This window comes from Arthrobacter sp. 9MFCol3.1, from assembly GCF_000620385.1.
Taxonomy (GTDB): Bacteria; Actinomycetota; Actinomycetes; order Actinomycetales; family Micrococcaceae; genus Arthrobacter.
The window spans coordinates 18,450-31,527 of the sequence record NZ_JIBJ01000023.1 but is presented as its reverse complement, the minus strand read 5'-3'; the positions used below and the strand labels follow the sequence as shown (position 1 = coordinate 31,527).

General features: G+C 67.2%; 9 protein-coding genes. All 9 read left to right on the top strand.

What is annotated here, in order from left to right:
* Positions 1-14 precede the first annotated feature (14 nt).
* Positions 15-1,094 (top strand): agmatinase, encoded by a 1,080-nt coding sequence (gene speB, locus C560_RS0116950; RefSeq protein ID WP_026539097.1) that lies wholly within the window; start codon positions 15-17, stop codon positions 1,092-1,094.
* Positions 1,091-2,767 (top strand): thiamine pyrophosphate-binding protein, encoded by a 1,677-nt coding sequence (locus C560_RS0116945; protein ID WP_051533257.1) that lies wholly within the window; start codon positions 1,091-1,093, stop codon positions 2,765-2,767. The genes speB and C560_RS0116945 overlap by 4 nt, the downstream gene beginning before the upstream one ends.
* A gap of 247 nt (positions 2,768-3,014) precedes the next feature.
* Entirely contained in the window at positions 3,015-3,500 is a 486-nt protein-coding gene (locus C560_RS0116940; RefSeq protein WP_026266850.1) for a MarR family winged helix-turn-helix transcriptional regulator, read from the top strand.
* Between the two features lie 103 nt (positions 3,501-3,603).
* The gene (locus tag C560_RS0116935) at positions 3,604-5,628 is read left to right on the top strand and encodes an MDR family MFS transporter (RefSeq protein WP_043423353.1); all 2,025 of its coding nucleotides are present in this window, start codon (positions 3,604-3,606) and stop codon (positions 5,626-5,628) included.
* Positions 5,629-5,919: 291 nt separating this feature from the next.
* Positions 5,920-7,653 (top strand): ABC transporter ATP-binding protein, encoded by a 1,734-nt coding sequence (locus C560_RS0116930; protein ID WP_026539094.1) that lies wholly within the window; start codon positions 5,920-5,922, stop codon positions 7,651-7,653.
* Positions 7,650-9,725, top strand: coding sequence for an ABC transporter ATP-binding protein (locus C560_RS0116925; protein ID WP_026539093.1), 2,076 nt, complete (start codon positions 7,650-7,652; stop codon positions 9,723-9,725). Before C560_RS0116930 ends, C560_RS0116925 begins: the two co-directional genes overlap by 4 nt.
* Before the next feature lie 98 nt (positions 9,726-9,823).
* On the top strand, positions 9,824-10,255 hold the full coding sequence (locus C560_RS0116920; RefSeq protein ID WP_026539092.1) for an acyl-CoA thioesterase: 432 nt from the start codon (positions 9,824-9,826) through the stop codon (positions 10,253-10,255).
* A gap of 59 nt (positions 10,256-10,314) precedes the next feature.
* The gene (locus C560_RS0116915) at positions 10,315-10,611 is read left to right on the top strand and encodes a hypothetical protein (protein WP_018775902.1); all 297 of its coding nucleotides are present in this window, start codon (positions 10,315-10,317) and stop codon (positions 10,609-10,611) included.
* Between the two features lie 69 nt (positions 10,612-10,680).
* Positions 10,681-12,912 carry an McrB family protein gene (locus tag C560_RS0116910; protein WP_026539091.1) on the top strand — a complete coding sequence of 744 codons (2,232 nt, stop codon included), beginning with the start codon at positions 10,681-10,683 and terminating at the stop codon, positions 12,910-12,912.
* Positions 12,913-13,078: the final 166 nt, after the last annotated feature.

Here is a 13,078-nt window from a genome sequence, read left to right as displayed (position 1 = left end):
AGGAGAGGCTTCTTTTGGAAGAGCTGCGCATCGAGGCCAATGGCAACCTTGGCCCCATCGATTCATCCCGCGTCCCACGCTACGCCGGGGCTGCTACCTATGCCCGCCTGCCGCGCCTGGACCAGGTGGCCAAGGCAGACGTCACGGTGGTCGGCGTGCCGTTCGACACCGGCGTCTCCTACCGCCCCGGCGCCCGCTTCGGGGCCAACCACATCCGCGAGGCCAGCCGCCTGCTGCGCCCGTACAACCCGGCGTGGGACGTCAGCCCCTTCGAGAACATCCAGGTTGCCGACGCCGGCGACATGGCGGTCAACCCCTTCAACATCAACGACGCCATCGAAACCATCCAGCAGAACGCCCTGGACCTGACGGCGACCGGCAGCAAGCTGGTGACCCTCGGCGGCGACCACACCATCGCCCTGCCGCTGCTGCGCGCCGCCGCAGAGCGCGCCGGCGGGCCCATCGCCATGCTGCACTTCGACGCGCACCTGGACACCTGGGACACCTACTTCGGCGCCGAGTACACCCACGGCACACCCTTCCGCCGCGCCGTCGAGGAAGGCATCCTGGATACCGAGGCCATCAGCCACATCGGCACCCGCGGCCCGCTCTACGGCAAGAAGGACCTCGACGACGACCACCGGTTCGGCTTCGGCATCGTCACCTCCGCCGACGTCTACTACCAGGGCGTCCTGGAGACGGTCGCCAAGGTCCGGGACCGGATCGGCAACCGCCCGCTCTATATTTCGGTGGACATCGACGTCCTTGACCCCGCGCACGCCCCGGGCACCGGCACGCCGGAAGCCGGCGGCATCACGAGCCGCGAGCTGCTGGAAATCATCCGCGGGTTCCGCGGCATGAACCTCGTCGGTGCCGACGTCGTCGAGGTTGCCCCGGCGTACGACCACGCCGAGATCACCGGCGTGGCGGCAAGCCACGTCGCCTACGAACTCGTGACGCTGATGGCGGACCGCGCCGTCGAAGGGGACCGCTTCGGCGCCCCGAACGGCTACGCGGCCCAGGCCCTCGGCCAGGAACCGCGCCGCACCGCCGGCTTCGGCTCCCCGGTGGCTTCGCCGGTGGCATCACGATGACCGGCGTGCGCAACGGCGGGGACCTCGTCGTCGAGACCCTTGAGGCGCTCGGCGCCAAGACGGTCTTCGGCATCCCGGGCCAGCACGCCCTGGGCCTGTTCGATGCGATGGGCCGCGGGAACCTGCACTTCGTCTCCTCCCGGGTCGAGAACAACTCGGCGTTCGCCGCGGACGGCTACTCCCGCGCCACCGGCGAGGTCGGCGTGCTGTTCCTGTCCACCGGTCCGGGCGCACTGACGTCCCTGGCCGGGCTGCAGGAGGCCTACGCCACCGGTGTTCCCATGGTGGTCGTGGCCAGCCAGATCCCGCTCGAGGGCCTCGGCGCCCGGCGCAAGGGCATGCTGCACCAGCTCGATGACCAGAAGGCCTCGGCCGCGAACGTCACCAAATCCCAGCGGCTGATCCAGCACGCCTCCGGCATCCCCTCGGCCATCCAGGATGCCTGGACCGAGGCGATCTCCTCGCCGCAGGGCCCCGTGTGGCTCGAAATTCCGCAGAACGTCCTGCTGGACCCCATCATGGTGCCTCCCGTGGAGGACGCCCTCGCCGAAGCGGCCGACAACCCGCCCCGCGTGGAACTGGTCCGCGAAGCCGTGAAATGGCTCTCGACGGCGGAACGTCCCGCCATCATCGCCGGCGGCGGCACCCGCCGCGGCCGGGCCGAAAAGTCGCTGCTCTCGATTGCGGAGAAGCTGCGGGCGCCGGTAATCTGCACCCCGGGCGGCAACGGCGCGTTCCCCTGGAACCACGAACTCTCGCTGCAGTCCTGGATCGAGGACCAGTACATGACGGAGGTGCTCGAGGACGCCGACGTGCTGATCGTCATCGGCTCCTCCCTGGGCGAGGTCACCTCCAACTACTTCACCTTTGAACCGCGCGGCCGGATCATCCAGATCGACGCCGAACCCCGCGTCCTGGAGTCCAACCGTCCGGGCCTGGGCATCCGGGCGGACGCCGGCCAGGCCCTCGCCGCCCTCGACGCCGCCCTGACCGAACCGCACGGCGAACGCGCCGACTGGCACGGCACGGCTCCCGAGGTGCTCGTCAAGGACACCCTGGCCAAGGTCAAGGCCCGCCTCGAGTCCCAGGACCTCGGCAAGGAACTGAAGTTCATGGCCGACATCCGTGAGGCCGTTCCCGCGGGCATGCAGACGTTCTGGGACATGACCATCTCGGCCTACTGGGGCTGGAGCTGCTGGGATGCGCGCGAGGGCCAGTTCCACTCCGCGCAGGGCGCCGGCGGGCTGGGCTTCGGCTTCCCCGCGGCGATCGGCGGCGCCGTCGGGCTCGAAACCACCGGCACTTCCGCCGGCGCAGCTGCCGGACACGCCAGAGTACTGGCCGTCTCCGGCGACGGCTCCGCGATGTACTCCATCTCCGAGCTCGCCACCGCCAAGCAGCACAACGTCCCGGTCACCTGGCTGATTGTGGACGACGGCGGCTACGGCATCCTGCGCGAATACATGGTAGGCGCCTTCGGCAAGGCCACGGCCACCGAGCTCGCCCGGCCCGACTTCGTCAAACTGGCAGAGTCCTTCGGCGTCCCGGCCGTCCGGGTGGCCCCGGAGGGCGTCGGGGACGCCCTGAAAGCGGGTTTCGCCGCGGACGGCCCCAACGTCGTCGTCGTCGAAACCCTGCTCCACATGTTCGGCCCCACCCACCTGGCCACGTAGCCGGGACCTCAACAACACAGCAGCATTGAAGTAACGGCACTTCAGTAGCAACAGTGCAGTAGCAGCACTGCACAGCGCGGACCCGGCCGGGTCTGCCCCTCACGCGAGGGGCAGACCCGGCCGGTCCGCGTTTGGCATTTAAGCGCCCTTTCGGGGCCGCGCGGCACCTCCCACGAGAGAGTTAGTTTCCCGAAGTAACCAATTTCGTATATAGTTGCCTTGGGCAAACAAAAGAGGGGTGTCCATCATGTCAGTTGAGTCCAACGCTGCAGCCAAACTCGTGTACCAGATCTTCGACCTCCAGCGCGCGGTCCGCTGTGTTGCCGCCGCCAGCCTGCGCGGGCAGGACACCGGAGTGGCGTTACAGGGCGTTCTGCGCTTTGTGGGGGAGGGCGAATCCCGGGCCACGCATCTTGCGGAGCGGCTCGGCGTCAGCGCCCCGGTCCTCAGCCGGCACATCGCCGACCTCGAAGAGCACGGCTATGTGGTCCGCCGGCCGGACCCGGAAGACGGCCGCGCGCAGCTGATCGCCCTGTCCGCTGCCGGCACGGAGAAGCTGCGTGTCATCGAGGACCAGCGGACGGCCACCATCCAGGACCTGTTGCGGGACTGGAGCCAGGACGACGTCGAACTGACGGCGCGCACCCTCGAAAAACTTGCTGAGTCCCTCAGGACCTCAGCCCGGGCAACGACGGCCGGACCCACGAAGACGACCGAAATTGTTGAGGAGTAGATATATGGCTAGCCACGCCGCCGCCACAGGGCCGTCCCCGGCCCCGTCCGACCTTGCGCAGGGGGCATCCCGCGCATCCCAGACCGCCGCAGAACCTGTGGCGATGACCCACCGCCAGATCATGGAGGCGCTCACCGGGCTGCTGGCGGCGTTCTTCACCGCCATCCTGAGCAGCACGATCGTCGCCAACGCGCTGCCCACCATCATGTCCGAGCTCAAGGGCACCCAGACGGACTTCGCCTGGGTGATCACCGCCGCGCTCCTGGCCAACGCGGCAACCACCCCGATCTGGGGCAAGCTCGCGGACCTCTTCAACAAGAAGGTCCTCGTCCAGCTGAGCATCGTGATCTTCGTGGCCGGCTCCGTCATGGCCGGCCTGTCCGAGACCATCCCGCTGCTGCTGACCGCCCGTGTCATCCAGGGCATCGCCATGGGCGGGCTCACCGCCCTTGCCCAGGCCATCATCGGCTCCATGATCCCGCCGCGTGACCGTGGAAAGTACTCCGGCTACATGGGCGGCGTCATGGCCGTGGGCACGGCAGGCGGCCCGCTGCTTGGCGGCTTCATTGTCGACAGCCCGCTGGGGTGGCGCTGGACCTTCTTCGTCTGCGTCCCGCTCGCGGTGGTCGCGCTGATCCTGCTGCAGGTCACCCTGAAGATCCAGCACGTCAAGCGCCCCGCCAAGATCGACTGGCTCGGCTCCATCCTGTTGACCTCCGGTGTCAGCCTGCTGCTCATCTGGGTCTCCTTCGCCGGCAACCCCGACTACTACGACTGGTGGTCGTGGCAGACGGTGGCCATGGTGGGCGGCGGTGTCCTGCTCCTGGGCCTGCTGGTGCTGGTGGAATCCCGGGTAGCCCAGCCGATCATCCCGCTCAAGATCATCTCGGAGCGGACCACCGCCCTCGCGATTCTCGCCTCGGTGGCCGTCGGCGTGGGCATGTTCGGCTCCTCGACCTTCCTTGGCCAGTACTTCCAGGTGGCACGCGGCGCCACCCCCACCGAGGCCGGGCTGCTCACGCTGCCCATGATCGCCGGCAACCTGATCGGGTCGGTTGCCTCCGGCATGCTGATCAGCCGCACCGGCAAGTGGAAGCGGTACCTTGTAGCCGGTGCCATCTTGCTGATCGGCGGCCTGGGCCTTGCCGGCAGCATGGACCACACCACTGACCTGTGGCTGACCGGTATCTACACTGCCATCCTGGGCGTCGGTCTGGGCCTGCTGATGCAGAACCTCGTCCTCGCCGTCCAGAACACCGTCCAGGCCAAGGACATCGGCACGGCCAGTGCCTCTGTTGCCTTCTTCCGGTCCGTCGGCGGGGCGATCGGCGTCTCGGTCCTCGGCGCCGTGCTGGGCAACCGGGTCAAGGAGCTCGTCGTGGAGGGGCTCGCGTCCGCCGGGATCCAGGTTCCCGCCGGGTCCGCGGGGGCCAGCATGGACCTCAAGGACATGCCGGCACCGATCCGCGACATCATGCGCGCCGCCTACGGTGACGCGATCGCCGAGGTCTTCCTGATCTCTGCAGTTGTCGGCCTCGTGGCGCTGGTGGCCATCCTGTTCATCAAGGAACGCCCGCTGCGCCGCACCGTCGACGTCCGGCCGGAACCCGCCGAACTCGCAGGGGACGCCCCGGATCTCGCCATGGCCGCTGCCGCGGCGACAACGCCGGGCACCACCGGGAAAACCCGTAACGCCGGGAACGCCCGTAACGCCGGGAACACCGGGACCGACGCCGGCGTGGCAGCTCCGTCCGCCGGCGGCACCGGCATCGTGGACCTGGACCGGGAATTCATCGAGGTGCTCAGCCGGGAGCGCGCCGAATCCCGCTTTCCCGGCGCCGCCCGCCAGCGGACCCGGACCTTGGTGGCCGAGGACCGGCCCGAGGCCGCCGACGTCGTACCTGTGATGCTGCAGACCCAGCAGCTGCTCGCGGAGCAGCAGCTGCTGCTGGCGGACGCGCTGCGCGCCGTGCACGAGCAGGCCGCCGAGCAGCGTGCCGTCGCCGCCGAACAGGCCCGGGTTGCCGAGGAGCTCACGGCACTGCGCCGGCAGCTCGCCAAGCAGCGCAAGATGCAGCGCGCGGCTGCCGACTACATCGCCACCCACGGCCGGCACCGCACCGAGTAGCGCCGGCTCGCGTAGGACCCGAGTAGCACCGGACCGCAGAGGCCCCGCGGCCGCCCCCAGGGGCGGCAGTGGGGCCCTTCGCACGGCAAGACGGTTGCGTGCGAGGCGGCGGCAGCCGCTAAACTACACCGTTTGGATGATCTTCAGTGTCCCGTGTTCCACCCGGGCAGGGGATTTCGTAGAGTTGGGTGGCCAAGGCTGTCGGCCCCAACGGATAGTCTTCAATCAGCTTTTCAACTCACTTCATTTCCGGTCTTCGTATCGTCCGGCCTTCCCAAAGGACTCGTGGGCATGCTCGTTACCCTCATGCGGCGCTATTCCAAGCCGTATCTGCCATACATCGCGGCTGTGGTCATCTTCCAGCTGGCCTCGACCATCGCGGCTCTGTACCTGCCCAGCCTCAATGCCCAGATCATCGACGAGGGCGTCTCCCGCGGCGACACGGACTACATTTGGCGGACCGGCGGCGTCATGCTCGGCGTCGCCCTGATCCAGGTGGCCACCGCGATCGCCGGCGTCTACTTCGGCTCGAAGGCGGCGATGGCGTTCGGCCGGGACCTGCGCCGCGGCGTGTTCCGCAAGGTGAGCAGCTTCTCGGCGCGGGACGTCAACGTCTTCGGCGCCCCCACCCTGATCACCCGGGGCACCAACGATGTGCAGCAGGTCCAGATGCTCATGCTCATGGCGCTGAACTTCATGGTGGCCACGCCCATCATGTGCATCGGCGGGATCTTCATGGCCCTGCGCGAGGACCTCAACCTGTCCTGGCTCGTCTGGGTGTCCGTGCCCCTGCTCGTCGTCGTGGTGGGCTATCTTGTGGTCCGCCTGATGCCGCTCTTCCGTTCCATGCAGGAGAAGATCGACCGGCTCAACGGTGTCCTCCGCGAGCAGATCATCGGCATCCGGGTGGTCCGGGCGTTCGTGCGCGAACCCCACGAGGCCGAGCGCTTCGGCGCGGCCAACAAAGACCTCACCGACGTCTCGCTGAAAATCGGTTCCCTGTTTGTGCTGATGTTCCCCGCCATCGGCATGATCCTGCACATCTCCACGGCGGCCGTGCTCTGGTTCGGTGGCCAGCGCGTCGACGCCGGCGAGATGCAGGTCGGTTCGCTGACTGCCTTCCTCCAGTACCTCCTGCAGATCCTCATGGCCGTCATGATGGGCACTTTCATGGCCATGATGATTCCCCGCGCCTCGGTCTGCGCCGACCGGATCGGTGAAGTGCTCGACGTCGAACCCTCCATCCATGAGGCGCTCACCCCGGTGACGCCGGCGGCCAAGGCCGGCCGCGTTGAATTCCGCAACGTGACCTTCGCTTACCCCGGTGCCGAGGCGCCCGTGCTCAGTAACATCAGCTTTACGGCCGAGCCCGGACAGACGGTAGCGATCATCGGCTCCACGGGAGCCGGCAAATCCAGCCTGCTGGCCCTGCTCCCGCGGCTCTACGACGCCGAGTCGGGCGAGGTCCTGCTCGACGGCGTCCCCGTCACCCAGCTGGACCGGGCCGAGATCACGCAGCGCGTGGCCATGGTGCCGCAACGGCCCTACCTGTTCTCCGGAACCATCGAGCACAACCTGCGCTTCGGCAAGCCCGAGGCCACGGACTCGGACCTGTGGGAGGCCCTGACGGTCGCCCAGGCCGCGGACTTCGTGCGCGAAAAGAAGGGCGGCCTCGCAGCGCGGATCGCCCAGAGCGGCACCAACGTCTCCGGCGGCCAGCGGCAGCGGCTGTGCATCGCCCGCGCCCTCGTCACCGAACCCAAGGTCTTCCTGTTCGACGACTCGTTCTCGGCCCTCGACGTCGCCACCGATGCCAGGCTCCGGCGGGCGCTCAAGGCCAAGACGGCCGATGCCACGGTGATCATCGTCGGCCAGCGCGTCTCCACCATCGCCGATGCGGACCAGATCCTTGTGCTGGACAACGGCAGGATCGTGGACCGCGGAACACATGAGGAACTGTTGGAAAGCTCCAGCACCTACCAGGAAATCGTCGAATCCCAGCTGAGCGCGGAGGCAGTGGCATGAGCACCAACGAGAAAGTCTCCACGACTTCGGCCACCGCAGCCGGCCAGGCCGCAGCAGGGACGGACGCAACCGACCTGATCGAGGATGACTTCCTCGAGGAGGAGTACACTCCCGGTGAGGCCGACGGCGGCATGTTCGGCGCCGTGCCGGCCAAGAAGGCCCAGCACTTCTGGCCTTCGGCCAAACGGCTCATGGGGCTGCTAAAACCCGAGCGCGCCGGCATCATCGCCGTGCTCGCCATGGTGACGGTCGCCGTCGTCCTCAACGTCATTGCCCCGAGGATCCTGGGCCAGGCGATGGACGTGATCTTCGCCGGAGTGGTCGGCAAGCAGCTCCCGACCGGGGCCACCAAGGAGCAGTTCATCGAAGGACTGCGCTCCCAGGGCCAGGACAACTTCGCCGACATGCTCTCGAAGATGGACGTCGTGCCGGGCGCAGGCATCGATTTCCAGAAGCTCGCGTTCCTCATCAGCGTGGTGCTGGTGATGTACTTCGTCGCCAACATCTTCCTGTGGCTCCAGGGCTATGTCCTCAACGTGCTGGTCATGCGCGTGGTCCGCACGCTGCGCGATGACACCGAGAAGAAACTCAACAAGCTGCCGCTGAACTACTTCGATACCCGCCAGCGCGGCGACATCCTCTCCCGCGTCACGAACGACGTCGACAACATCCAGCAGGCGCTCCAGCAGGCCTTCGCCCAGCTCGTGAACTCGGCGCTGACGGTCATCGGGATCGTGATCATGATGTTCATCGTGTCCTGGCAGCTGGCCCTGATCGCGCTCGTCGCCCTGCCGCTCTCCGGGGTGGCCGCCGGCATCATTGGCGCCCGCAGCCAGAAGCTCTTCGCCGCCCAGTGGAAGAACACCGGCGAGCTCAACGGCCAGATCGAGGAATCGTTCTCCGGCCACGACCTCGTCCGCGTGTTCGGCCGCGACGCGGACATGCTGGCCCGCTTCGACGAGCGCAACGAGGAACTCTACAAGGCCAGCTTCGGGGCCCAGTTCGTTTCCGGCATGATCATGCCGGTCATGCAGTTTGTCTCCTACCTCAGCTATGTGGGGATCGCCGTCGTCGGCGGTCTGCGGGTGGCCTCGGGCAGCATGAGCCTGGGCGACGCCACGGCGTTCATCCAGTACTCGCGCGAATTCACCCAGCCGCTGGGCCAGATGGCCGGCATGGCCAACATGCTGCAGTCCGGTGTCGCCTCCGCCGAGCGGGTCTTTGAATTCCTCGACGCCGACGAACAGGACGCCGAGACCGCCACCGAGCACCTCCCGGCCAAGACCGACGGACACGTCGAGTTCAAGCACGTCACCTTCAGCTACACGCCGGACAAGCCGCTGATCGAGGACCTGTCCTTCACGGCCGAGCCCGGTCACACGGTCGCGATCGTGGGACCGACCGGGGCGGGCAAGACCACCCTCGTCAACCTCGTGATGCGCTTCTACGAACTCAACGCCGGCAGCATCACCCTGGACGGTGTGGACATCACCCGGCTGAGCCGTTCAGAGCTGCGTGCCAAGGTCGGCATGGTGCTGCAGGACGCCTGGCTGTTCGGCGGAACCATCTACGAGAACATCCGCTACGGCAAGCTGGACGCCACCGAAGAGCAGATCATGGCGGCGGCCAAGGCCACGTTCGTGGACCGCTTCGTCCGAGCGCTGCCGGACGGCTACAACACGGTGATCGACGAAGAGGGCAACAACGTCAGTGCCGGCGAAAAGCAGCTGATCACCATCGCCCGGGCCTTTGTAGCGAACCCGTCGTTGCTGATCCTGGACGAGGCCACGAGTTCCGTGGATACCCGTACCGAAGCCCTGGTCCAGAAGGCCATGGCGGCGCTGCGGACGGAACGCACCAGCTTCGTCATCGCCCACCGCCTCTCCACCATCCGGGACGCGGACACCATCCTTGTCATGGAGGACGGGCAGATCGTCGAACAGGGCCGGCACGCCCAACTGCTGGCCCTGCAGGGCGCGTACTACCGGCTGTACATGTCCCAGTTCGCCGGCGAGGACGCGGACGCCGCCTTGGCGGATTCCGCGGAGGACGCGACGGCGGTGCACAGCTGAGCGCCGCGGGCCCCGCGGGGGAGGGCACAGCCACGGGGGACGGCCCCGCTGGGGAGAACACAGCCACGGAGCCTCGGCGCCTCGAGGTGGAGGTGCCGATGCGCTGGAGCGACATGGATGCCTACGGGCATATCAACAACGTGCAGATTGTCCGGATCCTCGAAGAAGCACGGATCGCGGCCTTCGGCCCGCCCAGGGGTCCCGGGCTGCCGGGAACCGAACCCCTGGTGCCGCTCTTCAATGAAATTCCGGAAGGGACGCTGGCACTCGTGGTCGAGCACAAGATCAGGTACGTCAGGACCCTTGAATACCGGAACGTGCCCGCCGTGGTCCAACTGTGGATCGGGGCGGTCAAGGGCGCCAGCTTCGACATCCACTATCTGGTGCAGGATCCAATCACGCGGGAGGACTGCGTCCGGGCCACGAGCCATCTTGCCTTCGTGGACGAGGCAACCGGCCGGGTGCTGCGGCTGACGCCGGAGCAGAAGGACCGGATGGCCCCCTACACCCGCGCCCACCCGGTCCAATAGCCTCTACCCCGGTGCTCGGCCCGGCTCCTAGAATGAACAATCCCGACGCATAAGGAGGCGTGGTCGTTGTGAACATGGGCCAGAACATGCACAAGAAGCACACACGCAAGAAGAAGTGGAACGAACTCTCGCCGATGGCACGGTTCGGAACCATCTCCGCTGCCATCGTCCAACTCTCGCTGCTGGTCGCGGCCCAGACGGACATCAGCCGACGCCCGGCCGCGCAGATTCGCGGCAGCAAGGCCATGTGGCGGCTTGCCACCCTGGTGAATTTCATCGGTCCGGCCACGTATTTCACCTTCGGCGTGAAGCGCGGGCCCGGCGCGAAATCGGGTCTGCTGCCCGCCCGACCATAATCTACTGGCCGGTAGTTTAGGGGCCGGCGTTAAATGGGCGCGTTCAGTTTAAGCCTGTAAATTGAACGTATGACCCCAACCAAGAAGCCTGCCCTGCACCGCGCCCTCGGTATCTCCAAGGAGATTGAAGACGCGGCGTGGTTTGTGCTGGGCCCGGGGTTGCTCGGCAAGGCGTCCCCCCTGGACGGCCGAACCAAAACTTGGTCCGTCCAGGCTGCCGCAGAGCTGCTGGAACGCCTCGAACGGGGCGTTCCAGATCCCAAGGCGCCGATGATGACCAACCTGCGCCAGAACCTGGAAGACGCCACCCGCGGGGCGAAGCAACTGGCCGTGGAGCTACTTTTCCTCCAGTCCCTGCCGCTGGCCCATGAGGTCAAGTCGCTGAAGGTCAAGCGGGCGCGCGTCGCCGAGGCGGCGTCGTGGCTGGAGCCTGCGCTGGAGCTCCCCGACGAGCTCTATGCGGGGATGACGGACCACGGCGTGATCAGGGACCGCACCGCGGAATTCAACTGGACCATCTGGGACCACCTGAAATGGCTCTGCCGCTTTGTGCAGCACGTCGCACAGCGGCCGGCCCACGTCGTCCAGGCCGCGGTCAAGGATCCGCTGGCCTTCCACCGGCTGGTCGCCGGGACCCCGGATGACCAGCCGGCCATCCGCCGCAGCATTGAGTTCCTGGTCTGGCCCAGCTACTTCGAACCTGTGGTGGCCGATGTCGAACGGCAGGAGATCCGCGACGCTTTCGCTTCCTTGGTGGGCGGGGCCAAGGGGGACAGCGACGAGGACATTTCGGCGGACATCCACCGGATCCGCCTGCACCTGGACCAGCAGGCCGGGCAGCGGATCGACTGGTACTCGCGCCAGCTGGTGAGCCAGTGGCGAAAGGTCGGTGACCCCGGCCGTCGCGCCTGGCTCCTGCGCACCCACCACGACAACGCCGAGCTGCTGGGGGAGTGGCGGGACGAGGAAGCGGTGACGCTCGACGTCGAACACCTCCGCCTGCTGGACCCCGGCGTTACCGCCGGGCTGGTCCAGAACGCGGTTGACGAGGACTACAAGCACCTCGGCTATGTGGAGCGTGAGGACACCAAAACCGCAGTCTTCGCCTTCCTGACCGTCATGAAACCGGGCGACCTCGCGCTCTACCAGAGCTCGGGCAAGGTCCGGATCGGCGTGGTCCTGGGCGAACCGGAGCATGCCAAAGACAACCGCCAGCTCCGCCGCAAGGTCCGCTGGTTCGATGAGGAACATGACGCCACGGGTCTGCCCCGCCACGTGCAGCGCCAGCTCACCACTTCCGGCAACATCGTGGACATCACCCGCGTGATCCAGGCGCTTGAGGCCCTGCTGCCGGCTGAAGCGGAAGCCGAGGACGGCGACGGCGCCGCGCCGGATGCCGCCGTCGAACCGGCCTGTGACGGGTTCCGGCCGCTGACGCCGGAGTTCGCCGCGTCCCTGCACATGGACCTGGAGCCGTTGCAGGAAATCGCCGAACTCCTCGAGGAGAACCGGCAGCTGGTGCTTTACGGTCCGCCGGGAACGGGCAAGACGTACCTCGCCAAACATCTCGCCGCCGAGCTCGCCGGCGACACCACGGACGAGCGGGTCAAGCTGGTCCAATTCCACCCGTCGTACGCCTATGAGGACTTCTTCGAGGGCTTCCGCCCGGACAAGACGGACGAGGGCCAGGTGTCCTTTAAGCTCGTGGCGGGCCCGCTGCGCCGGCTCGCCGAGGAAGCAGCCAAGCCCGGCAACGAGAGCAAGCCGTACTTCCTGATCATCGACGAGATGAACCGGGCCAACCTCGCCAAGGTGTTCGGCGAGCTGTACTTCCTGCTCGAATACCGCGACGACCGCATCTACCTCCAGTACAGCCCCAACGAGCCCTTCACCCTGCCGGACAACCTGTACATCATCGGCACCATGAACACCGCGGACCGCTCCATCGCGATGATGGACGCGGCCATCCGGCGGCGGTTCTCCTTCATCGAGCTGCACCCGAAGACGGAACCCGTGAGGGGCTCGCTGCTGCGGTTCCTCCAGGCCCGCGACCTGGACACGACGCCCGCCCTGCTGCTTGACGCTTTGAACGACGCGATTGATGAATGGGACCGCGACCTCATGATCGGGCCCTCCTACTTCATGAAGAAGTCCGCACAGACGCCCAAGGGCCTGCGCAGAATCTGGAAGTACGAGCTCATGCCGCTGCTGGAGGAGCACTACCACGGCCAGCTCAACCGCGCCCAGCTCGAGGAACGGTTCGGACTGGAACAACTCCTGGGCCGCCTGGCGCATGCCTAGGCTGGCCGGGGACGCCGTAGTGCAGGACCGCAAGGCCTCGGACCGCGGTGCTGACCGTGATGCGCAGGACCTCAAAGCCTCGGACCGCGGGGCGGTTGGGCGGGTTTTATCCGGGCGCGGCTCATCCCGACCCGGTTCATCCGGGCGCGGCGGCGCCGCGGAGAAC